Origin of the sequence: Paenibacillus sp. KACC 21273, assembly GCF_028736095.1 — a bacterium.
GTDB lineage: Bacteria > Bacillota > Bacilli > Paenibacillales > Paenibacillaceae > Saccharibacillus > Saccharibacillus kyungheensis.
On the sequence record NZ_CP117876.1, the window covers coordinates 4,244,449 to 4,267,377 of the forward strand.

The 22,929-nt window shown below is 39.6% G+C and carries 22 protein-coding genes; 2 read left to right on the top strand and 20 right to left on the bottom strand.

The genetic code is table 11. From position 1 onward, the window contains the following. Window positions 1-178: 178 nt before the first annotated feature. The 4 genes from chvE to PQ460_RS18660 all read right to left on the bottom strand — a co-directional run bounded on the left by chvE (window position 179) and on the right by PQ460_RS18660 (window position 4,301). Window positions 179-1,264 (bottom strand): multiple monosaccharide ABC transporter substrate-binding protein, encoded by a 1,086-nt coding sequence (gene chvE, locus PQ460_RS18645; protein ID WP_273615183.1) that lies wholly within the window; start codon window positions 1,262-1,264, stop codon window positions 179-181. Between the two features lie 419 nt (window positions 1,265-1,683). Then, on the bottom strand, window positions 1,684-2,781 hold the full coding sequence (locus PQ460_RS18650; RefSeq protein ID WP_274170725.1) for a helix-turn-helix domain-containing protein: 1,098 nt from the start codon (window positions 2,779-2,781) through the stop codon (window positions 1,684-1,686). A gap of 183 nt (window positions 2,782-2,964) precedes the next feature. After that, window positions 2,965-3,885: a cysteine synthase A gene (gene cysK, locus PQ460_RS18655; RefSeq protein ID WP_274170726.1), complete on the bottom strand. Its 921-nt coding sequence runs from the start codon at window positions 3,883-3,885 to the stop codon at window positions 2,965-2,967. A gap of 14 nt (window positions 3,886-3,899) precedes the next feature. Continuing rightward, window positions 3,900-4,301 carry a MerR family transcriptional regulator gene (locus PQ460_RS18660; RefSeq protein ID WP_274170727.1) on the bottom strand — a complete coding sequence of 134 codons (402 nt, stop codon included), beginning with the start codon at window positions 4,299-4,301 and terminating at the stop codon, window positions 3,900-3,902. Window positions 4,302-4,408: 107 nt separating this feature from the next. On the opposite strand from PQ460_RS18660, the gene PQ460_RS18665 reads away from it, so the two are divergent. After that, entirely contained in the window at window positions 4,409-4,795 is a 387-nt protein-coding gene (locus PQ460_RS18665) for a carboxymuconolactone decarboxylase family protein (RefSeq protein WP_274170728.1), read from the top strand. A gap of 163 nt (window positions 4,796-4,958) precedes the next feature. Here PQ460_RS18665 and mnhG read toward each other — a convergent pair whose 3' ends face one another. The 8 genes from mnhG to PQ460_RS18705 form a co-directional block, all read right to left on the bottom strand. Further along, complete coding sequence (gene mnhG, locus PQ460_RS18670) at window positions 4,959-5,372, bottom strand: monovalent cation/H(+) antiporter subunit G (protein ID WP_373461903.1); 414 nt, start codon at window positions 5,370-5,372, stop codon at window positions 4,959-4,961. Continuing rightward, entirely contained in the window at window positions 5,326-5,640 is a 315-nt protein-coding gene (locus tag PQ460_RS18675) for a Na(+)/H(+) antiporter subunit F1 (RefSeq protein ID WP_274170729.1), read from the bottom strand. Before PQ460_RS18675 ends, mnhG begins: the two co-directional genes overlap by 47 nt. Continuing rightward, window positions 5,640-6,116, bottom strand: a complete 477-nt coding sequence (locus PQ460_RS18680; protein WP_273615175.1) for a Na+/H+ antiporter subunit E — start codon at window positions 6,114-6,116, stop codon at window positions 5,640-5,642. The genes PQ460_RS18675 and PQ460_RS18680 overlap by 1 nt, the downstream gene beginning before the upstream one ends. An 8-nt stretch (window positions 6,117-6,124) precedes the next feature. After that, entirely contained in the window at window positions 6,125-7,639 is a 1,515-nt protein-coding gene (locus PQ460_RS18685; protein WP_274172968.1) for a Na+/H+ antiporter subunit D, read from the bottom strand. A gap of 10 nt (window positions 7,640-7,649) precedes the next feature. Beyond that, the gene (locus PQ460_RS18690) at window positions 7,650-7,988 is read right to left on the bottom strand and encodes a Na(+)/H(+) antiporter subunit C (protein ID WP_069326639.1); all 339 of its coding nucleotides are present in this window, start codon (window positions 7,986-7,988) and stop codon (window positions 7,650-7,652) included. Window position 7,989: 1 nt separating this feature from the next. After that, complete coding sequence (locus PQ460_RS18695) at window positions 7,990-10,920, bottom strand: Na+/H+ antiporter subunit A (protein WP_274172969.1); 2,931 nt, start codon at window positions 10,918-10,920, stop codon at window positions 7,990-7,992. Window positions 10,921-11,158: 238 nt separating this feature from the next. Beyond that, on the bottom strand, window positions 11,159-11,326 hold the full coding sequence (locus PQ460_RS18700) for a hypothetical protein (RefSeq protein WP_175425127.1): 168 nt from the start codon (window positions 11,324-11,326) through the stop codon (window positions 11,159-11,161). Window positions 11,327-11,470: 144 nt separating this feature from the next. Further along, on the bottom strand, window positions 11,471-12,427 hold the full coding sequence (locus tag PQ460_RS18705) for a helix-turn-helix transcriptional regulator (RefSeq protein ID WP_274170730.1): 957 nt from the start codon (window positions 12,425-12,427) through the stop codon (window positions 11,471-11,473). Between the two features lie 92 nt (window positions 12,428-12,519). On the opposite strand from PQ460_RS18705, the gene PQ460_RS18710 reads away from it, so the two are divergent. Then, complete coding sequence (locus tag PQ460_RS18710) at window positions 12,520-12,957, top strand: VOC family protein (RefSeq protein WP_274170731.1); 438 nt, start codon at window positions 12,520-12,522, stop codon at window positions 12,955-12,957. A 154-nt stretch (window positions 12,958-13,111) separates the two neighbouring features. On the opposite strand, the gene PQ460_RS18715 is transcribed toward PQ460_RS18710, so the two are convergent. From PQ460_RS18715 to nikA, 8 genes are all read right to left on the bottom strand, one after another. Then, window positions 13,112-14,422, bottom strand: a complete 1,311-nt coding sequence (locus PQ460_RS18715) for a response regulator transcription factor (protein ID WP_274170732.1) — start codon at window positions 14,420-14,422, stop codon at window positions 13,112-13,114. Between the two features lie 117 nt (window positions 14,423-14,539). Beyond that, a complete protein-coding gene (locus tag PQ460_RS18720) occupies window positions 14,540-16,414 on the bottom strand; it encodes a cache domain-containing sensor histidine kinase (RefSeq protein WP_274170733.1) in 1,875 nt (624 codons plus the stop codon). Then, the gene (locus PQ460_RS18725; protein WP_273615169.1) at window positions 16,404-17,414 is read right to left on the bottom strand and encodes a substrate-binding domain-containing protein; all 1,011 of its coding nucleotides are present in this window, start codon (window positions 17,412-17,414) and stop codon (window positions 16,404-16,406) included. Before PQ460_RS18725 ends, PQ460_RS18720 begins: the two co-directional genes overlap by 11 nt. A gap of 204 nt (window positions 17,415-17,618) precedes the next feature. Continuing rightward, window positions 17,619-18,461: a nickel import ATP-binding protein NikE gene (nikE, locus tag PQ460_RS18730; protein ID WP_274170734.1), complete on the bottom strand. Its 843-nt coding sequence runs from the start codon at window positions 18,459-18,461 to the stop codon at window positions 17,619-17,621. Window positions 18,462-18,472: 11 nt separating this feature from the next. After that, entirely contained in the window at window positions 18,473-19,282 is an 810-nt protein-coding gene (locus PQ460_RS18735; protein WP_274170735.1) for an ABC transporter ATP-binding protein, read from the bottom strand. Window positions 19,283-19,322: 40 nt separating this feature from the next. Next, a complete protein-coding gene (gene nikC / locus PQ460_RS18740) occupies window positions 19,323-20,153 on the bottom strand; it encodes a nickel ABC transporter permease subunit NikC (protein WP_274170736.1) in 831 nt (276 codons plus the stop codon). Next, window positions 20,150-21,094 (bottom strand): nickel ABC transporter permease subunit NikB, encoded by a 945-nt coding sequence (gene nikB / locus PQ460_RS18745; RefSeq protein ID WP_274170737.1) that lies wholly within the window; start codon window positions 21,092-21,094, stop codon window positions 20,150-20,152. The genes nikC and nikB overlap by 4 nt, the downstream gene beginning before the upstream one ends. Then, window positions 21,091-22,719, bottom strand: coding sequence for a nickel ABC transporter substrate-binding protein (nikA, locus tag PQ460_RS18750; RefSeq protein WP_274170738.1), 1,629 nt, complete (start codon window positions 22,717-22,719; stop codon window positions 21,091-21,093). The genes nikB and nikA overlap by 4 nt, the downstream gene beginning before the upstream one ends. Window positions 22,720-22,929 lie beyond the last annotated feature (210 nt).

Sequence of the window (22,929 nt, forward strand, 5' to 3'; positions counted from 1 at the left end):
ACTTGTTGGGTGGGGTTGGCAGTTTTTTTAAAGAGTAGAGCATTAGTTTGTTTTGAGATTAGGGCTTGGTGAATGGATTCAAGAAGGTACTTTGTATACACATTTCGCTTCAGAATCTTTGCTATTAAAACACCGTATTCTGTTTTAAAGGATAAAATTCTGCGAAGTGAGGTCTTGATTAGTTACCTTTCACTTCTGCTTCGGTATAGTATCCGCTGTCGATGATGATTTTTTGGACGTTGGATTTGTCTACTGAGATTGGGTCTAGCAGGTATGCTGGCACGACCATAATGTTATTGTTGTATGATTTGGTATCGTTGACTTCGGCTTTTTTGCCTTGCAAGATGCTGTCTACCATATCTGCTGTTTTTTCAGCAAGTTGGCGTGTATCTTTGAAAATCGTTTGTGTTTGTTCGCCAGCAACGATCGATTTGATCGATGCTAATTCACCATCTTGTCCGGTGATTACAGGTAACGGTTTCTCTGCTGATCCGTAACCTACACCTTTTAGTGATGAAATAATACCGATACTGATACCATCATAAGGCGAAAGAACAGCATCCAGATTGGCATCGGCGTAATAAGCGCTGACTAGATTATCCATACGAGATTGGGCTAAAGCGCCATCCCAGCGTAGGGTTGAAATCTGTGCCATCGTTTTCTGATTACTACGAACGACTAACTTGCCTGAATCGATGTACGGTTGCAGGATAGACATAGCTCCATTGAAAAAGAAGTACGCATTATTATCATCCGGTGAACCGCCAAAAAGCTCGATATTGAAAGGGCCTTTGCCTTTTTTCAGTCCTAACTTATCTTCAATGTACGATGCTTGTAGCACCCCGACTTTGAAATTATCAAAAGTCGCGTAGTAACTTAAGTATCCTGTATTCATAATCAGGCGATCATACGCGATAACTTGAATACCCTGTGCATGTGCTTTGCTAATGACATCGGTCAACGTATTGCCATCTACAGAAGCAATAACGATCACATCGACTTGCTTGGTGATCATATTTTCAATCTGAGAAATCTGATTCTCGACTACATCTTCTGCATATTGCAGATCGGTTTTGTATCCTTTGGATTGGAAAAGCTTCACCATATTGCTACCATCCGCTACCCAGCGTGCCGATGACTTGGTTGGCATCGATATGCCGATATATCCCTTTTCCTTACTTCCTGCACTGCTCTCTGCAAGATTACAGGCAGATAAGGTAAACATCATGAGGATGATCAAGGTTAATAACGATCCTCTTTTCATCAGTTATTCTCCTTTCGAGTAGGTGTTCAGTGAACGTCTTTTATTTTGGTAACGCTTTCTTTTATGTATAATAACATGGTAAAGATTGGGAGTCTTTTTGATAAACCGACCTTTTTTATAAAAATCGGACATAATTATTAGTTGGGGGAAATGAGGTAGTTCGCTACGGGGAGCGAATCTTCTTGCAGTCGCGGTAAGGATGGGATCCTTACAAGGCGACTTTCAGAATGATTCTCTCCCCTTCGCTTGATGCACCTGCATTTCATGGGGTGGGGTGAGCAGGGAAAGATTTATGATTTTAAAAGCTTTTGTAGTTTGATTGATCAATGGGTATTCAACAAGAAGAGCAACTCTGATTTTATTTATCAGGGTTGCTCTTTTGAAAGCTGTATAGGTTGTGATTGGGGGGCTTTAGATAGTTATTGTGGTTGCTTCTCTCCTCTTACCTTCTCAATCAACTCCAAATACTGACGATCGCCAAGTCCGTAGCGTTGGAATAATTTCAGCATATTGTGCATGACCTCTTCTTTGCTTTCTTTGGGATGACTCCAAATGTAGCGGGTTAGTTCATTATCGTCTTGGTGCAGGTCTAGGTACAATGAAATGCCTTGGTACATCACAGGCATCAACTGAACATCTGGCATTTTCTTGTCTAACAACACTTCACGATACACTGACGTATATCCGCCTAATGGTATCTCCGTTTGTTGTACATCGTAAGTCTGCTCCTGTACGGAATTAAAATATACGATTCCTTTGTATCCTTGTTGCTCCAGATAAGCGAGTATGGTCAACAGGTTGATCTGGCAGAACATATCTTCTCCGAACCAAAGAACGATACACCGATAGTCTTTGGTTAATAATGGAGTCAATGGTTCAACTACAATCTGTTCATATCCTGTTAATGAGCTACGATGTCCGTCTGCACGAATTTGGTTGAAGGCGTGGCTGAAAATATCAGCGGTTGATTCATGGACACACATCGCTTCGTTAAAAGGTACATATTCACTTTTACCCATTAATTCCTGTGTGCGGAATTGTTCAAACATCACTTGCCCGTTCAATACATTAAGAATATCTTGATCGGCAAAAGTGTTTAATTGATTTTGTAATTCGGTAATCACTAATTTTTGAGAAATGTCTATCATCGTGATATCCTCTCCTTGTTCGATATTGAGTTTGAAATACGATTGCCACGGCTTCTGTTGCTTGCGAAAAGTCATAGGGGTTACACCAAATACATCTTTGAACGCTCTAGCAAATGCTTCTTGAGAAGAATAACCATGTTCGATCGCAATATCGAGTATGCGCTTTTGGCTGTTTATCAGAGAAACCGATGCTACGTATAATCTCCGAAAGGTACGATAACTTTTAATACTGACTCCTGTGTGATGGCGGAATTTGAATGAACAATAATACGGAGAATAGCCCATTTTCTCGCTCAACCGAAGCAATGAAAAATCTTCAAATAGATGGGCTTCAATCCAATCGATCATCTCTTGAATCCAATCGTTCATGATCACTTCTCCTTTCTGATCTTATTATGTAAGAAGATAAAGATTATTTTTTGATACTGGTTGTGTTCTATGTTTTTGCTTAATGGTGGGATATACTACTTTTTTTCTGTACTTTACCTATCTAGTCAAAGTAAAACCTACAGCATCCTTATACTGTAGGCTAAATGATTCTATAAATTAACGTTAAAATAAATTCATACTCAAATACCGCTCTCCATTATCCGGAGCAATACATAATACTTTGTGACCTGCACCGAGACGCTTCGCTTCTTGTAGTGCTGTCCATACGGTTGCTGCAGAAGAAGGGCCGACGAGAATTCCTTCATATCTCGCCAGATCACGCATCGTCTGAATCGCATCTTCGTCAGACACCTGTACAATTTGATCGTAAATAGACGTATTCAAAATCGCCGGTACAAATCCCGGACTGGTGCCGACAAGCTTATGTGGTCCTGGCTGTCCACCAGACAATACAGGCGATCCTTGCGGTTCGACAACCAGAATACGGACATCCGGCAAATGCTGTCTTAATGTCTCGCCTGTGCCTGTGATCGTACCTCCTGTTCCTGCGGAAGCTACAAATGTATCTAATTGATATTCCATCTGCTCCAAAATTTCAATAGCTGTTGTATTACGGTGAGCATCTGCATTGGCTGGATTATCAAATTGTCTGGGCATATAACTATTTGGAATCTCTGTTAATAACTGCTCTGCTTTGCGAATTGCGCCCGGCATTTTCTCGGCAGCAGGTGTTAATACTACTTCGGCTCCATATGCTTGCAATATCTGGATGCGCTCGCGTGACATATTGTCCGGCATAATCATAATCGCTTTGTAGCCTTTTGCCGCTGCGTTCATTGCTAGCCCTATTCCTGTGTTGCCACTGGTAGGTTCGATAATGGTACTACCTGCTTGCAGTAGCCCCTCTTGCTCTGCACGTACAATCAGGTTTAGTGCCGCTCGATCTTTGACACTCCCACTTGGGTTAAAATATTCTAACTTCACATAGACAGCCGCATCTTCTGTATCAGGTAAATGATGCAAACGTACAACAGGGGTATCGCCAACTAATTCGGATATATTTTGAACAACTTTTAAATTCATAGGGGTGCCTCTCCTTATTCAGAATCTTTGCCAATTGTTGATATATATACTTGTTCTTCTAATTGAGTATAATGGTTTACTTTGTGAGCAATTTTGTTCAAATGCTGTTGCTGTTGGTCGATCTGAGACTGCACCAATTGATAATGACTTTGCAATAATCGCTTTCGTAATGCAACCGTATGATCTCCTTGACTGCGCAGATCAGCAAATGCTTTCATGTCTTGTATCGACATTCCTGTTTCTCTCAAACGCATTAAGAAATCTAACCATAATATATCTGTGTCTGTATATTGTCGATAACCTTTAGAATCTCTTTGAATATCGTGTATCAGATGAATCTTTTCATAATAGCGTAGTGTATGTGCAGATAATCCTGTAATTTCGGTAATTTGTTGAATCGAATATAATTTGTCCATATCTCTATTATACTACGATCTCCAAAAAAAGATTTGCATTAGAGCGCGCTCTAACGTTTACGATTGCTCTTGTACTTCATAATCATGAATATAAAGGAGCTGTCTATATGTCTAATGATCGTTATACTCAAGGTTGGAACAAGCTGGTGGAAGTGGATGGCGAAGCAGGGCAACGGGTGATCGATTCTTTGGCTTCGATCGCACCTGATCTTGGCAAATACATTATTGAATTTGCTTTTGGTGATATTTATTCTCGAGATACTCTTACGTTGCAACAACGCGAACTGATCACTATTTCTTCACTGATTACTCAAGGTGATTGTGCTGCGCAGTTAACTGTTCATCTGAACGCTAGTCTAAATGTAGGGATTACACCTACCGAAATTGTAGAAACGATTATTCATTGCTCCCCTTATATTGGATTTCCACGGGTATTAAATGCAATGAATATAGCTAAAGACGTATTTGCACAACGAGGTATTGAACGGCTGTAACTGTTTTGCTTGTTATCTATACAACTATTAGCAATAATCGCAAAAGCCCACACCTCTACAATAGTATAGAAGGTGTGGGCTTTTGCGATTGAGATATTATTTTGAGCTGTGTTGTCTGGTTAGTTGAAGTATAGTGCGATCATCTTAATGACTTATTCTATACTTAATTTAGCGGTTCTTTTTTCGCTTTTTCGCGGTCTATTCCTTTTTCTTTTAAAGCTGGTTTTAATTCATCTTTTTCCAGCTTCCATAAAGGGACACCTGTCCGATACGCTGCTCTTGCATTCAAATGTCCGGCTACCGGAGCAGTAATAAATACAAATAAGATTCCCAGTAAAATACGTGCACTTGGATAATGATCATATACCCAGAAAAACAAAAAGGCACTGGATAATACACATAACACACCTAACGTTGCACTTTTGGTAGCGGCATGAGAGCGCAAGTACACATCAGGGAAGCGAATAATACCGAATGCACTCAGTACGCTTAATAGCGCTCCAAGCAACACTAGAATCGATATTACGGGTTCACCGATCCACTGGATCATCTCGATCATCTCTGTCTTCGTCTTCATGTTCGATGACCACCCCTCTTTCGATATACTTGGCAAAAGCAACCGTTCCTAGAAATGCTAAAATCCCTACTAACAGCATAACTTCTAAATACGCTTGTGTATCTAACATCATTGATAATACAGCAATAATCGCAATCAGATTGACACCGATCGTATCTAATGCTGTTATTCGGTCTGCCATAGAAGGGCCTTTTAATACCCGGAACATACAACCCATCACAGCCAGCGATAACAAAATCAAAGCAATCAATAAAGAGATTTGTAACATTATCGGGTCACCTCCTTAATTGCTTGTTCAAAGGTTCCACGAATATGAGCAGACAACTCTTCAGCATCTTGAATATCCATAGCATGAATATATACCAGATGCTGATCACGCGAAATCTCAATCAGAATCGTACCCGGCGTTAACGTAACCAGTGTAGACAATAAGGTCAGTTCCCAATCTGAAGTGAGTTCAGTCTGATACGTCAAAATTCCTGGTTTGAACTTAAGGCGTGGACTGATAATATGTTTGAGCACAACAGCACTCGATACAATCAATTCTTTGATAAATAATACCAATAACTTAATAACCGCCCATATTTTGATCCCATAAAATTCTCTTGGGAAAAAACGACGCATAATATAAATCAGCAATAACCCGATCAGATAACCAATCACAAAGTTGAGTGTATCCCAAGTCGTATGCAAGGACATCCAGATCAAAGCTATCAACAGATTAAGAATAATTTGAAAAGCCATAGCTTCACCTACTCCTTCAATACGGCTTGGATATACAATGTCGGATCAATCAGTACATCTGTCGCTTGTGCAACAAATGTCTCGATCCAACCTGCACCCAGTCCGATCAGAATCACAAACGCAAATAATACAGAAGATGCTCCAATCAATCGGCGAGGACGGAAAGGCGACCATTCATGATACACTTCTCGCTTCACTTCAGGGCTATCTTGAAATGCTGCTCGATCATCAATAAGCGGGCGATCTTTGCCCCAGAAGGCTAACATAAAGATACGCATCACTGAATATAACATCAATAGACTGGCTAGCAGACTAATAATCGTCATCGTATACCAACCGCGTTCCATACCGCCTTGAACAATCAATAATTTTCCGACAAATCCGCTCAGCGGTGGTACTCCTGCCAGTGCAAGCCCTGTAATAAAGAACATCCACCCTGTAAACGGATAACGCTTAATCAGTCCACTCATATGTTTTAACTCTGTGGTTCCTAATGCGGCAATCATAATACCTGCTAATAAGAACAATAGTGCTTTGACAATCATATCGTGAAGCATATAAAAGATAGCCCCTTCGATACCTGCACTATTTGCAGTAGCCAATCCAAAAGCGATCAATCCTACACCTGCAACAACATTGTAGACCAGAATTTTATTCACATCTCGATATGCAACCGCTCCAATCACACCAAGTACCATAGAAGCAATTCCCATCCACCCGATCAATGTATATAAAAATCCGGTATCATGATAAAAAATCAATGTAAATGTGCGAATAATAGCGTACAGCCCTACTTTGGTGAGTAGACCTGCAAAAATCGCTGTAATCACAGAAGGTGGAGCAGCATATGAACCCGGTAACCAGAAGAATAAGAATAATCCTGCTTTTAACCCGAATACGATTAAAAATAAAAATGCGATTACACCTAGAATTCCATCTTGTCCGGCTTCAGATACACGCTGTGATAAATGAGCCATATTTAGCGTACCCACAGCCGCATACAAATAAGCCATCGATGCTACAAACAGAGAAGAAGATACAATATTGATCAAAATGTATTTTAACGTCACTTGCAATTGACGCTTCGTTCCACCCAATACAATCAACGCATACGAAGATACCAACATCACTTCAAAACAAACAAATAAGTTAAATAAATCACCTGTTAGAAATGAACCGTATACTCCCACTAGCAAAAATTGAAAAAATGGATAAAAGTGATGCTTTTCACGTTCTTCTCCGATACTAGCGAAGGCGTAAAATAAACATACAGCACCCAGTATCGATGTAGTTAATACTAGTAAAGCGGCAAACATGTCTGCTACAAATACAATCCCGTAAGGAGCCGCCCAGCCACCCATTGCAAGCGTCTGAATACCTTCCATTCGTACACTGATCACAATCCATACGGCTACACCTACATTGGCAATAACAGCAATCCCACCTAACCAGCGCTGGATCGGCACATGACGCATCCCGAATATTTGAAGGACTGCGGCTATCAAAGGAATCAATAGTGGCATAATTAATAAATTATTCGTCACTTTCCATCTTCACCTCCTCCATATCATCGGTCTTCAGCTTAAGATACGAACGATAAGCGAGGACAAAGAAAAATGCAGTTACACCAAAATTAATAACGATCGACGTCAAAATCAAAGCTTGTGGTAAAGGATCTACATAAGACCCTGATTCTTCTCCTAATAATGGTGGTGCGCCTGACTTGAGTCTCGACATCGTAAGCAATAATAAATGCACACCATGTGTCAAAATCGAAGTTCCTAAAATAATGCGTAGCAGACTGCGCGACAAGATCAGGTATACCGCGACTGCAAATAATATCCCAACAGCAATGGACATCCATACTTCCATATCAGCGATCCTCCCCAATCTGTAAAATAATTGTCATCGTCACACCAAGCACTGTCAGAAACACACCTAGATCAAATAGCGTTGCTGTAGCGAGTTCCGTTTTACCCAATAAAGGCAATTCAAAATAACCAAAAGACTGACTTAAAAATGGAGCATCAAAGAAAAATGAACCGATACCTGTCGCATACGCAATACTTAATCCGACTGCGGTGACTGTGCGATAATCGATAGGCAATATCCGTCTTACCGTTTCTGCATTAAACGCTAAAGCCAGTAAAATCAAAGCCGAAGCTGTCATCAATCCACCGACAAATCCACCACCTGGATTGTTATGACCGGCAAAGAATAGATACAACGCAAATGTTAAAATAATAAATACAATCACTTTTGTGCTCGTTTCCAAAATTACATCGTTACTTTTGAACTGTGTCATATTGCGTTGCACAGTTACCGTCTCGCGACGAGTACGACCGACATCAACACGATGCGTCTGTACATCTTTATTGCGCAAATAATGAATACGAGCGCCGGTATCATTTCCTTTGACCTGAAGCTGAATCAAAGAATAGATACCTAACGAAGCAATAGCCAGTACTGTAATTTCAAGCATCGTATCAAATCCACGGAAATCTACCAGAATAACATTGACGATATTATCGCCACCACCCAGATCATGACTACCTTCTACAAAAAAGGTAGCGATCGAATCGAATGTGCTACTACCGCTGGCCGCTAACGCGATAAAGGTCATCACTATACCGACCCCTACAGACACAATAATATTGATAATACGATACCGTTTCGATACAATTTCACGCCGTAATTCAGGCATATGATAAAAGCATAGTAAAAATAAAGATACAGACACAGTCTCCACAATCATCTGAGTCAAAGCCAAATCCGGTGCACGAAATAGAACAAAAAACAAAGTTACCAGATAACCGACAGCTCCGGTCATAATAATCGCTGTAAGACGTTTACCTGCAAATGGAACAGCAATAGCAGTGACCACCAGACCAATTAACAACACAATTTCATAGATGCTAATCGGTGCCGCTCCTGCTGTAAGTAACGACATTCCATCTGCTCGCCAGAATACAGTGACCATCAAAACAATCATAAATATAAAAATATAAATTAAATAGTTATGCACAGAACCGCTCATATATTGATTGGTTATTGCTTTAGATCCTTTTTCGCCCCATTTCAGGGTACTGTCATACAGATGATTCCATGTTAACGTTTGAGGATATTTGCTATAAATCCCTTTCCAGCGTGCTAATAACAGATACATCAGCGTTCCTAACACAATAATACCTATTGTCATTAGCAAAGCAGGTGTAATACCATGCCAGAATGAAATATGCACTTCAAAATGTTCGCCCGGCGCTACCAGACTTGGTAATACTGCTCTCATAGTAGGTTCGATTATGCTATAAGATAACAGATTCGGAAAAAATCCTAACCCTACCACACATAATCCCAAAATAACGGGTGAGATCAACATGCCAATCGGCGCTTCATGCGGAGTACCACCTAATTTGTCCGGTTGAAGTGGTCCTCTGAATGTTTTGAACACCAGAATCATACTGTAGACAAATGTAAATACACTGCCCACAAAAGCAAGAATAGGGAACAAGATGCCCCATGTCTCTAAGTGATATATGTCCATATGGCTTAGTTCTACCATCGCTTCTAGAAATAACTCTTTACTCAAAAAGCCGTTAAACGGCGGAATACCCGCCATTGCAAATGCACTTACACCTGCTACCGTAAATGTAATCGGCATCACATTCATCAATCCACCCAGACGACGCAGATCACGTGTGCCTGTTTCATGATCGACAATGCCAGCTACCATAAATAAAGCACCTTTGAATGTCGCATGATTAATCAGATGGAAAATAGCAGCCATCGTCGCTGTCGTATATAGAAGTGACTCATTGCCATATCCATAATACACAGCAGCAGATCCTGCGCCGAACAAAGACATAATAAGCCCCAATTGCGAGATTGTTGAATAGGCTAGCAATGCTTTGAGATCCGTTTGTTTGACAGCTAATATCGATCCATAACACATCGTGACAATACCTACTATCGATACGATCCAGAACCATTCTGCTTGAACAGCAAAAATTGGACTAAAGCGTGCTACTAGATAGATTCCTGCTTTGACCATCGTAGCTGAATGTAGATACGCACTGACTGGAGTCGGTGCTTCCATCGCATCAGGCAACCAGATATGGAAAGGAAATTGAGCAGATTTGGTAAAAGCGCCCAATAAAATCAGTATCATTGCTGGTAAAAATAAAGATTGTCCTTGAATCTCAGTTAATACAGCGATCGTCTCACGAATACTAAAAGTGCCGGTCATATTATGTAGTAATATAAAACCAGCTAACATCGCAAAGCCACCAAGTACAGTAATTAGCATCGACTTGAGTGCTCCATAACGCGAACGATCACGTTCATACCAAAAAGCAATCAGTAAGAACGAAGAAATACTGGTCAATTCCCAGAATGTATACAACACGATCATATTATCTGAAAGCACAATCCCGAGCATAGCGCCCATAAAGATCATTAGATATAAATAAAATCGATGAATTGCTTCTTTGGCAGGATCAAGATAAAAAATAGAATATAAAACGACTAATGCGCCTATCCCTGTAATCAACAGAGCAAATAATAGACTTAACCCGTCTAAATATACGGTAAAGTTAATCCCTAAAGAAGGAACCCAGGGTACACTAATCGTTTCACTGGTATCTGACTGAATCGCAGGTAAATAACGTAGAAAATTTGCAAATAATAAGGTCGGAATAGCTAAAACGATCCAACCTGTATGTACACGCGGCAATCCTTTACGGATCAGAGGCACGAAGATTGCAAATAAAAATGGAATAATAATAGCAGCATGCAATACATACACTCTTGTTGACACCCCCAATTTCTTTATCTATTACTTCCTGTATTCTTCTTCTAATGAATGTATACAAAAAGCCCTTTACCTTTATAGTACCCAAAAACAGTACCTTCTGCCCGTAATTTCATCATTTCAGGTCAAATTAGCTCAAAATAACCCAAAAAACAGCAAAAAGGAGCCTTGGTGACAGGCTCCTCCGTTTTATATACCGTATGATGTTAATTACGAATCCGATCGCATATGTTTATGAGAACATAGGGAAAATATACTTCACTAAGAACCATAACACAATTGCCAAAATAATAATATAAGCAGCATATTTAATAAAAGTAGAAGCGACCATACTTGAATCTGATTTACGTTCTACACGTACCTCTTTTTTGTCCACATCTACGTTACGATTTTCGTCCATTGTCCGTAATCTCCTTTGAGCGCCCTTTGCGGTACGCATTATCATCTTGTGAGCATTATTACACGGAAATGTGATCAGTGAATCGCTATTGATTTGTACTCTTTAAAATTTTAGGCAACTGAATAGACGACCTCTAATAAAGGATTACTCATACTGAGCTAATATCTTTTTGACATATTGCTGATATTCGGTACGCAAAAGTGGTGGCGATACAATTTCAATATGCTGACCAAATCCCAAAAAGTACTCTACTAGAAAAGAAATTTCATGCTCGCCAAAGGTTCCTACAATATAATGCTCTTTATTTTCGCTATCATTTCCTGTGTCCACCTGTTGCAAAGACATATTGGAATATCTTTTTTTATAAAAGTGTTCGATACCTTTTAGATCTACTTTGACTTGGAAAGATAGTGGACGTTGTATATCAAATTGTTGGTTGACTAACGTATGAATCTGCTCTGCTGTCCACTCGGTGCCTTGCTGATCGGTTATATGTAACTCCTCTATATAATCGCAACGAAAATTCCGAAATTCATTTTTGTTGCGATCCCAGCTCAAACAATACCAGTATCCATCCCATATCGATAAGCGTAGCGGTTGAATAATCCGCTTGTCCTGCTGATACCGATTGTATTGAATTTCGATGACCTGCCTGCCAACAATTGCAGCAAATAGTTCTACAATCCATGGCACTTCTTGTTGCTGTTCTACACCAATCCACTGAATCCATTGTTCCGCTTGCGCCATTTGTTGTTTGTGCTTATCCGGTAATGTAGCTAATAATTTTGTTTTGATCTCTTGATAGTCCTGTTGAAAAGGTGTTTTTACTAATCCTTTTAACAATTGTAGCGAAAAGAAAATGGAGTGTAATTCATTGGTATTAAAATAAATCGGTGGTAATAAGGAGTTCGTTAGTACACGATAACCGCCATGACTTCCTTTTTCTGAATACAATGGAACCCCTAATTGTTCTAACGAAGCGATATCCCGTAAAGCCGTACTTCTAGAAATATCAAATGTTTCGATCAGATCGCTAAGATTAAAATTCTTTTTGGTATTGATATAGATCATCTGCTGAATCAGACGTTCATTTTTGTTCATGCAATACTCCTTTATTTTGCTTTTTTAATAGTGTCATGATTTGACACTATTCTACCATACAATAAAAGTATTCAATCAAAGGAGTGATTACTATGTCTAATTTAACCGTCAGTACTTTTTTATCTCTACATGGTCAAGCCAAAGAAGCGATCTCTTTTTACCAGGCTCATCTTCAAGCTCAACTTGTGTTCTGTATTACTAATCAAGAGATTACAGAGAAATTAGATCCCACCTATACTTTTCCAGCAAGTGAAAAAGATTGGATCGCTCATTCTGTGTTAACTATTGGCAATAGTGAATTAATGATCGCTGATGAATTGATGAGTGATGCTCCCGATTTAGTCAAAGGGACTAATTTCTCGTTGTGTATCACATCATCGCAAGCAGAGATTACTACATTGTACAATCTGCTTTTGGAACATAATCAGACACGTATTATCGTTCCACTTGCACCTAATTTATTTTCCAAAGCATATGCGATTGTAGAAGATCCTTATGGAGTTGTTATCCAGTTAGTAACCGAAAAATAAACATAGTTAGATGATTAATCAATAATAATACTCAAAAAATAAGCAAAAAGACCTTATCGCTATCGTTAAGGTCTTTTTGCTTGTGAAATTGTATTTGTTGTCTAAAAAGTACATCTATTGTGTATGGCGGTGAACATTGTTTTTAGCGTATTGCTTACGATTGCTCTACCGTATCTCGACGATATTGATTGGGTGATACACCGATCATTTTTTTAAAAGCTGTACTAAAATAATGCTGTGAATCATAGCCCACTTGTAGCGCAATCTCAAGAATCGATAGCTCGGTTTCTTTCAGTAGATGCACTGCCTTTTGAATCCGAACCTGTACTAATACATGGATAAAAGAATGCCCTAGCTCTCGTTTCATTAAGCGGCTCAGATAGGTTGGAGAGACTTGTAACACATCTGCCAGCTTTTCCAATGTTAATTCTGGATTATGGTAATGGTTCTGGATATAATCACGCGCCCGTCTTACCAGTGGAGATAACCTAGATTGCCCGTCTAATTGTAATTTGGCATGTCGATAAGCAGTAGTCATCACTTGGCTGTAATCTACCTCTTGTTCTAAAGATAACAAAGGGTCATCAGGCATATCTGTATTGTTGATCTCTTCATCTATACTAGCCACCAATTGCAAATGCACTTGCACATGTAGACCTATACAGTCTTTGACCGCACTCATCATTTTATCAGCCTGTTGCTCATTATCATACATAACAGACGCAGTAGAATGATCGGGCGGACACCATGTACAAATGACTAACAACCCTGATGATCCTCTACAAATCACAAGTGGTGCTGGCTGTAAAAGCTCGGCGGCAATATTACCTATAGCGAACAACATCAATTGCTTATCTTGTTCTTTGAGCATCGGTCGTCCTTCCGCATGACCCGACCAGCGGATTAATGCTAATGTAGATGGCAAGCACACAGGTAAGTGCAAAAACTCTAATTGTTGCTTGATCTCCTCATGATGGAGTCTACCGCTTAACCAATCTAGACAAAATTGTTCTTGTAGTAAAGATGTATTTTTCTGAATTTGATCGGTTGCTAACTTTAAATACTGTTCTTGATGTAGTGTTCCATTCATTTCGGTGCGAATATGGTGCAGTACATCATACAAATGCAGAGGATCGACAGGCTTGAGAATATAATCTTTGACCCCTAATCGAATAGCTTCTTGAGCATATTTGAATTCATCATGTCCGGTAATAATCACAAATCGACAATGCGGTCGCTCAGTACGTAATCGTTTCATCAAAGAAATACCGTCCAAAAAAGGCATATTCATATCGACCAACAAAATATCGATCTGTTGTTCCAATGCAATCTCTAAAGCTTCTTCTCCATCTTCTGCTTCTGCGGTAACGATCATCCCCAGACTATCCCAGTCGACGCAATCTCGAATTCCTTCGCGAATAATCGGCTCATCATCAGCGATTAATACGTTATATACCGCACTCATTGATATTCGTCTCCTTTACGATCTGGTTTTGCAAAAATCATTGTTTCATTCGTTTGGGTCGCGCTTATGGTGCCAAGCGCTTAATGTAAGATATTTTGCTTTGCAAAAATCATTGTTTTATTGAACCTTGTCGCGCTTGTGGTGCCAAGCGCTAGGCATATTCCATAACAATGGTTGGGTGACTTTGATGGTTGTGCCGCCTTCTGGGCGTGGGTGAATACTTACACCGTAGCTTGTGCCGTAGGCTAGGTGGATACGGGCTTGAATATTTAGCAGACCATAGCTTCCTGTTGGTTCAGGGCCTTGTTGTCCGATCCAATCGAGCGGTTCGGCGAGTTGGTGTTGGATTTGAATCAATCGCTCTTCACTAAATCCTGCACCATCATCGCTAATGGTATACACTAATTTGTCGTCTTGTTGTTGTGCTGCAATATAGATATTGCCGGGGCCCCGCCTTGCTTTGATTCCATGATAGATGGCATTTTCTACAATCGGTTGTAATAGTAATTTCATCACATATACATTGCGGATTGCATCATCGATCTGGATATCGTATTGTAGTCGATCCCGATAACGTGTTTTCTGAATTTGCAAATAACTAACGATATGCTGTTCTTCTTCAGCCAGTGTGATCATATCACTGCCACGACTTAGCCCAATACGGAACAGTTTGGATAATGCATCAACCATACTAGACACATCATCTGCTCCTTTTTTCTGCGCCATCCAATGAATTGTATCCAACGTATTGTATAGAAAATGAGGGCGAATATGGGCTTGTAGACTGCGTAATTCAGCTTCTCGTTTTTGCTGTTCTTTTTGCTGATTTAGTGAGATTAGATTACGAATCTCATTCATCATTCGATTAAAGCTACGTCCCAACATCCCTACTTCATCCCGTCTATTGCTAATATAACGAGAAGTCATATCGCCTGATTCTGCTTTTTGCATCAACGAAGATAGTCGGTAGATTGGTCTAGAGATCGAATTGGCTAATCCGTATGAAGCGGTAAGCCCTGTGAAACAGACACAGAATAGAAAAATAACGATATAAAAGCGAATCGTACGCGCTTCAGCTACTGATTCACTAAATTGGAAAACTCCGACTGTTTTCCAGCCTGTATATGACGATGTCCGATAAATAAATTGCAATTGTTGTCCTTGAATCTCTTCGGTAAATACATTCTCTGATTGACGAAGCGAAGCCGTTAATTTGGCAGGAATACTTTGCATAAAGGTATCGGACGGTGCGTAAATAACATGCCCCGTAGGATCTGTTACCATCAGATACCCTGTTTTGCCCAGTGTCACATCTTTAGCAGCTTGAGCAATCACCCGTAACTTGAGATCGATCAAAATCACACCTTTGACTTCACCTGTGGTCGGATCATTGATCGAACGCACGACCGTTACAACCTCATCTTCTCCATAATTCGCATGGCTTGTAATATTGCGACCGGATGGATGACCAATAATCGTAAAGATTCCTTTTTGCTTGATCGCCTGTTGATACCAATCTTCTTTGGTCAGACTTTGATTGTACCTTGCATACAGTTCATTACTGATATAATCGCCTTTGGTATTAACGATTAGGATTCCGGCAATCTCGGAATAAACAGTTGTAAATCCTTGCAAAAATTGCCGAATCTGATACGTCGATGTATCGGAAGCATCATTTTTGTTTAACGATTGACCGGCTAGAAATTGGTCAACATTCCGATCAAAACTGATTAAATACGTGATACTTTGCATATTTTCCATATACGTATCTAGTGTTTGGTTGACCTTGCTAATTAATTGCATCGTATTCGCTGTCACCTGACGCTCAATAATCTGATTGGATGTCCAATTCACCATAATTCCCAGTAAAATTGCAGGCAAAATACCTACCATCAAAAACAACACAATCAATTGATGGCGCAAAGGTAAATTTTCAGGATGCCAGTAACGCCAATCTTTTTGCAAAGAGCGACGTATCCATTTATTTCGCATAATAATCAGCCACATTTTCTTGAGTTACCACAGAGATTCCTGTATCTACACGAACAGGTACAGGCGATACAATACCACTAAGCGAACGAGCAGGAACTGTTAATCCATGATGCAAATGAAACAGATATTGTAGCGACCAGTAACCCATATTCCATGTTCCTTGCGCAATCGTTGCATTGATCGTACCAGACTTGATCATATCTAATGTTTCTTTATTAGTATCAAAGCTAATAATGACAGGCTTACTTGCCCCTGTACGTCCGGATTGTTCTACTGCTCGCCCTACTCCATAACTTCCTGTAGCTTCGGTAATAAAAATACCTTTGAGATCAGGATATTGACGCAATAATCGAGTTGTAATCTGCTCGGCTTTGACTGCATCGCCTTCATGATTTTCGACTGCTACAATATTCATCTGTGGATAACGATTTTTAATTTCTTGTTCAAATCCTTGAGTGCGTTCTTTATGATTTTGCTGATTGGTTAACGTAATAATCGCTATCTTTCCTTGATGCTTGGTTAATGTAGCCATCTGATCTGCCGCGGTTGTACCTGCATTGGTATTATCTGTTGCTAAAAAAGAATACGCTTTGCTACCAGATGCTTCGGCATCGAACATCACGACAGGAATCCCTGCATCTACTGCTTTATTAACCGATTTGACCAATGCTGGTGAATCAATCGCAGATATCGCAATACCGGCTGGCTTTTTAGCAATAATCTGATCTAGCACAAGCGCTTGTTCACGCGCATCATATTGCGTTGCCCCGCGATACTCAACCGATACATTGAGCGCTTCAGCAGCATCTTCGAATCCTTTCAGCCCGCTTTTCCAATATTCCATTCCAGACTGAAAAGTGACCATTACATAATTCTCATCAATATTCCCCTTTAACCCCTGCTCTGTCCAAGCCGCAGATTTCTCATCTAATCGATATTGCATAATATAAATAATCAAAGCGCCGATCAAAATCATATAGATCAACAACATTTTACGCATACTTCTATATTCCCTCCAGATCATGTCACTGACCACTCTTTATATGATCTAATATAACTCAAATCAAGAGTTAAGAAAACGCTTTAATTAGAAGCACTTGTAACGATTAACTCTCTATATAGAAATACAGATATCATTAACAAAAAAAAGATCATAATTTCGCAACGGTAGCGAAACTATGACCTGATCTATCTTACATTATAATTATGGATGTTGAAATCTGATCCGTTCTGATGGATGTTCTGGCAATATCGCATGAACTAATTGTTGAACTGCGGGATGTTTGGATTCCATAATCGAATGATCTCCATAACCTTGATATACCAGTTCACCTTGATCTAATACCATGATTCGATCACAGATTGTCAGTGCCGCTCGAATATCATGGGTGACAAATAAATAAGACAATTGATAATTTTTCTTCAATTCAGCTAACAATGATAAAATCTGTCCCTGATTTACCATATCCAGACTGCTAACTGATTCATCTAATACAATAAGCTTGGGATTCAGTGCAATCGCCCGCGCAATATTAATTCTTTGTAATTGCCCTCCACTGAATTGATGAGGACGCTTGCTACCATCTTCAACACGAAGTCCAACTTGCTCTAAAAGCTCTGCTACCCGTTGCTTATGTTCTACAGGTGTCAGCTTCTCATAATTGTCTAACGGCTCCCCGATAATCTGCGCCGCTGTCATCAATGGATTCACTGCTGAATAACAATCTTGAAACACGACCTGAAGATCACGTCTTATTTGATGCCGTGCTTGTGAATCTAGACGATAGATATCCTGTCCTTCGAACAAAATCTGACCTTCTACAGGCTTTTCCAGACCAAGTATAATATTGCCTAGCGTACTTTTACCTGCTCCACTCATACCAAGTAGACCCAGACAACAACCTTTTTCCAGTGTAAATGAGATCTGTTTTAATACTTGAGTGGGTTGTGTTTTGCGAAACCATTGGTTGCGGTTTTGATACTGATGACTGATATTAGATACTTCAAGCAAGCTGTCTCCTCCTTTATCATTTGCTACGTTATCCATGGTGAAGAAGATCAGCGACCACTCGTTATTGTCGGACGGGATTGAAGCAACATCTGCGTATAGTTATGTTGAGGATGATCAAATATCTGATAGACATCACCCTGCTCTACAATCTGTCCTTGATACATTACAGCTACCTGATCAGCTAACTGAGAGATCACGCCAAGATCATGAGAGACAAGTAAGATCGAAGTGCCACATTCATAACGTAACCGATCTAACTCACGTAACACTTGCAACTGATTGACCACATCGAGGGCTGTGGTCGGTTCATCTGCAATCAGTAGTGAAGGTTTGAGACACATCGAGATCGCAATCATTACTCTTTGCAACATACCTCCACTAAGCTGAAATGGATAACGCTTTAATACTTGGTGAGGATCAGAAAGATTCATATTTGCCAAAGCATCGGTTGCTTGCTGTATCGCTTGTTGCTTGGATATATGAGTATGTGTACGTAATGTCTCTACAAATTGGGCTCCAATAGTATATACCGGTGTAAAAGCATTCATCGGATTTTGCATAATACATCCAATCTCTTTACCTCGTATCTTGCGCATTTCTTGATCAGATAGCGTACCCAGATCATATCCATTGAGACGAATCGTACCCGACCATTCCATATGACGGGGTTGAAGTAAGCGTAGAATAGCATTACAGGTTAAAGATTTGCCACTACCACTTTCACCGACGATACCCAGAATATGCCCTTTTTGCAGCTTAAAATGAAGCGGCTCCAGTAAAGGAATACGACCTGCACGAGATTTCAGTTGTACTTGTAAATGTTCTACTTCTAATACGTTTACGTTGTCTGCTCCCAATTGCTATACGTCCCTCCTTCTGTATGCCGCTATGTTTGATTTAACGTTTTTTGATACCGTACTTTTCCGATAATGCTTCACCCAAAATATTAAAAGTCACTACTACAGCAAGAATCAATATTCCAGGATAAATCATCAATTCAGGATGACTACGAATATAGCTAGTTCCTTCATGAATCATAGCCCCCCATTCTGCATTGGGTGGTTGAATACCCAGACCTAGAAAAGATAAAGCCGAGATATCCATAATAGCCCAACCTATCTCTAACGTACCGACAACAATAATTGGTCGCTGAATATTGGGGATAATGTGTTTATAAATAATTTTCCATGAAGATGATCCACTGATACGTGCCGCTGTAATAAAATGTTGCTGTTTTAAGCTGACAACCATATTTCGGCAGATCCTTGCATAATATACCCATTGAACCAACACAAGAGCTAGCAATATTTGCATAAGACCGGGTCCGAAAATGCCTACTACTCCGAGTACGAGCACCAAATTAGGAAAAGCCATAATACCTTCGCATAAACGCATCAGGATACTATCGATCCAGCCACCAATATAACCAGATACTGCACCGATAATAATACCGATTCCCAAAGAAGTTATAAAAATAACAGTAGCAAATCCAAGAGAGATACGAGCACCATACAACAATCTGGATAATGTATCTCGTCCTAAATGATCGGTACCTAATAGATGTTGTGGAGAAGGATCTTTTAGTTTTTGTAGTAAATTAACATGAACAGGATCATGGGGAGCAATCCATGGTGCTAACAATGCAGCCCCAAAAAATATAACAATAATGATAGAACATATCACTATCGCTTTTTGCCCCAAAAATATCGCTTTATATCTTTTAATCAATGTTTTACCCGTCCTTTCAATGAAATTCGCGGGTCCATATACAATTGCACGATATCAACTAACAAATTGCATACAATAAACAAACAAGCGGCAAAAAAGATATAACATTGAATTACCGGAATATCACGATTAAAGATCGCTTCAACAAAATAACGACCAAATCCAGGCCATGAAAATACCTGTTCTACAATAATCGTGCCAGTCAATAACTTACCTAGATTCATACCCATACCGCTAATGAGAGGCATAATCGCTAATTTGAGCACATGCTTTAACATAATCGCACGTTCACGCAATCCTCTGATCCGAGCATAATGAACGTATGTTTCTTGCAGCTGATCTAACATGCTAGCACGTAATAGTCTGGTATACACCGCTATTAGAACCATTGATAAAGTAGCTGTAGGGAGAATTAGATTTCTCCAATCCCCACGCCCTTCTACAGGTAACCAATCTAACTTAACAGCGAAAAAGAAAATCAAAAGATACCCTAACCAAAACTGTGGAATAGATGCACCCAGATAAGCAATCACACGACTAACCATATCGATCCAGCTATTTTTGTAGACAGCTGCTAATATGCCTAGTGGAATACTAATCAATGCCGAAAATAACATACTCCAAATTGCTAATTCAGCAGTAGCCGGAAATTTAGCAACAATCTCATTCCAGACAGGCTGATTGGTTAGATAGGATTTGCCAAAATCAAGCTTTGCCATATTTCCTAATGTATTAAAATATTGAACAAGTAACGGACGATCCAGTCCGAATTCATGTCTTTTTTGTTGTAACAATTCATCTGTTGGATAGATATGAGCTGCTGTTAGATATGCTTCGGCTGGATCTACAGGTGAAATATGGATCAATGCAAATGTAATCAATGTAGCGATAAAAACAATCGGCACAATTGCGACTATTCGTTTACCGATATAACCGATCATTGTGTATTAAATGTAATACCAGAGAACGGATTCTCATCACGATTCGCAGGGAATACGAACTTGGCAATATTTTTATGATATACTGCTGTTTTCTTAATATACGAAATCGGTACGATCGCTGATTGATCTTGTAGTGTAGTTAGAATCGAGCGGTACAGTTCCTGACGCTTCGTCTCATCGGTAGAAGATAGGGCTGCACGAATCTGCTGATCTAATTCTTTTTTGTTAGAAATAGCGCTAAGTGTTTCCGAGATACCAAATCCTGGACTGGCTACGACATTAATAAACGAATGAGGATCATAAGGAGCACCATAGTTATACCAGAAATACAAATCAAAATCGTTCGCTTTTAAGCGTTTGATCTGCACTGTCAGTTCCAGACCCGACAGATTGACTTTCACACCTAATGCTCCCCATTCGGCTTGAATCGTCTCTGCCATCGCTTTTTGAATAGGATCTGTTTTGTCATAAATCAATTCAAACTCTAGCTTTTCTCCATTTTTCTCACGTACTGTTCCACCTGCTGGCAATGTCCAACCAGCTTCATCTAACAAAGCTTGAGACTTGTTCACATCATAGGTGATAGGTGTAAGGTTAATATTGGTGTATGTGTAATTTTTGGATAGGATCGAATCTGCTGGTTCTTCTAGACCGGAAGTGATTCCTTCGACCATATCTTTTTTATTAAAACCTTGATGCAAAGCCGTACGTACTCGAATATCCGCTAACTTGGGATTAGAAGAGTTGAGAAGTAGACTTCTTGTACCGACAGGTTCAGATAACTGTGTAGTGTACTCGTCATTTTCACGAAGCTGGTTAAATGCATCTAGACTAATTACACCTTCGCCATAGATCAGATCAAGATCACCTTTTTCAAAAGCTGATACTCTTGTTTCTGCATCAGGAATAATTTTGACAGTGACTTGTTTGACATTTGGAAGAGTTCCCCAATAATTCGGATTTTGCTTAAACACCGCATATTCATCTTGCTTGTATTCTGCTAGCATCCATGGGCCTGTTCCTACAGGTTCTTTGATTCCTTCCGCAGTATCTCCATTATCCGGAAAACCCGCTTGTCCTAGAAAACGGAATGGTCGCACTACAGACAAATCTTGTAGCACCGGATAGTAAGGTTCAGTCAGCGTTAGACGAAACGTATGATCGTCGACAACTTTAGTCTGATCGATCACACCAACGATGCCTAACCAGCTATGTGTATCTTTATGCTTCATCACCGCATCAAAGTTTTTCTTCACAATTTCAGCATTAAAATCAGTACCATCCGAGAATTTCACATTTTGACGTAAATAAAATGTATAGACTTTACCGTCTTTGGAAATATCCCATGACTTTGCTAATGCGGGTACTAATTTACCATTGGACTGATAACTGACCAAAGGCTCATAGATCATCGATTGAGCAAACAACTGGGATGGATTATATGTATGAGGATTCATTGTTCCGATATCACGAGGCCATGACATGGTAATCGATTTGGCAACCGTTGATTGATTGGTCGCATTAGATGTAGTACTTGCATTATTGTTACTACACCCTGCTACAACGACAAAAATTGCAATCAGGAAAGTAACAGGTATAGCCCATTTTTTAGGATAAAATGACATAAATAATAAAACCCCTCTTCTCTTTTCTTAGAGCAAAAATGATAATGATTATCATACTCATTTAATAAGAATAGGGATGGTTAATTGTTTTGTCAATCTAATTGTGAACATATGTATAACGATTGACAATTCAACGATAAATAAGTGAAAATACTTACATATCAGCTTGGTTTTTATTTGTATTTTTTATCTATTATATTAGCTCTCTAT

What these genes read in the sequence shown, in the direction of transcription:
- chvE (WP_273615183.1), bottom strand. Translation starts at nt 1,264, where the DNA reads ATGAAAAGAGGATCGTTATTAACCTTGATCATCCTCATGATGTTTACC.
- PQ460_RS18650 (WP_274170725.1), bottom strand. Translation starts at nt 2,781, where the DNA reads ATGAACGATTGGATTCAAGAGATGATCGATTGGATTGAAGCCCATCTA.
- cysK (WP_274170726.1), bottom strand. Translation starts at nt 3,885, where the DNA reads ATGAATTTAAAAGTTGTTCAAAATATATCCGAATTAGTTGGCGATACC.
- PQ460_RS18660 (WP_274170727.1), bottom strand. Translation starts at nt 4,301, where the DNA reads ATGGACAAATTATATTCGATTCAACAAATTACCGAAATTACAGGATTA.
- PQ460_RS18665 (WP_274170728.1), top strand. Translation starts at nt 4,409, where the DNA reads ATGTCTAATGATCGTTATACTCAAGGTTGGAACAAGCTGGTGGAAGTG.
- mnhG (WP_373461903.1), bottom strand. Translation starts at nt 5,372, where the DNA reads ATGAAGACGAAGACAGAGATGATCGAGATGATCCAGTGGATCGGTGAA.
- PQ460_RS18675 (WP_274170729.1), bottom strand. Translation starts at nt 5,640, where the DNA reads ATGTTACAAATCTCTTTATTGATTGCTTTGATTTTGTTATCGCTGGCT.
- PQ460_RS18680 (WP_273615175.1), bottom strand. Translation starts at nt 6,116, where the DNA reads ATGGCTTTTCAAATTATTCTTAATCTGTTGATAGCTTTGATCTGGATG.
- PQ460_RS18685 (WP_274172968.1), bottom strand. Translation starts at nt 7,639, where the DNA reads ATGCCACTATTGATTCCTTTGATAGCCGCAGTCCTTCAAATATTCGGG.
- PQ460_RS18690 (WP_069326639.1), bottom strand. Translation starts at nt 7,988, where the DNA reads ATGGAAGTATGGATGTCCATTGCTGTTGGGATATTATTTGCAGTCGCG.
- PQ460_RS18700 (WP_175425127.1), bottom strand. Translation starts at nt 11,326, where the DNA reads ATGGACGAAAATCGTAACGTAGATGTGGACAAAAAAGAGGTACGTGTA.
- PQ460_RS18705 (WP_274170730.1), bottom strand. Translation starts at nt 12,427, where the DNA reads ATGAACAAAAATGAACGTCTGATTCAGCAGATGATCTATATCAATACC.
- PQ460_RS18710 (WP_274170731.1), top strand. Translation starts at nt 12,520, where the DNA reads ATGTCTAATTTAACCGTCAGTACTTTTTTATCTCTACATGGTCAAGCC.
- PQ460_RS18715 (WP_274170732.1), bottom strand. Translation starts at nt 14,422, where the DNA reads ATGAGTGCGGTATATAACGTATTAATCGCTGATGATGAGCCGATTATT.
- PQ460_RS18720 (WP_274170733.1), bottom strand. Translation starts at nt 16,414, where the DNA reads ATGCGAAATAAATGGATACGTCGCTCTTTGCAAAAAGATTGGCGTTAC.
- PQ460_RS18725 (WP_273615169.1), bottom strand. Translation starts at nt 17,414, where the DNA reads ATGCGTAAAATGTTGTTGATCTATATGATTTTGATCGGCGCTTTGATT.
- nikE (WP_274170734.1), bottom strand. Translation starts at nt 18,461, where the DNA reads ATGGATAACGTAGCAAATGATAAAGGAGGAGACAGCTTGCTTGAAGTA.
- nikB (WP_274170737.1), bottom strand. Translation starts at nt 21,094, where the DNA reads ATGATCGGTTATATCGGTAAACGAATAGTCGCAATTGTGCCGATTGTT.
- nikA (WP_274170738.1), bottom strand. Translation starts at nt 22,719, where the DNA reads ATGTCATTTTATCCTAAAAAATGGGCTATACCTGTTACTTTCCTGATT.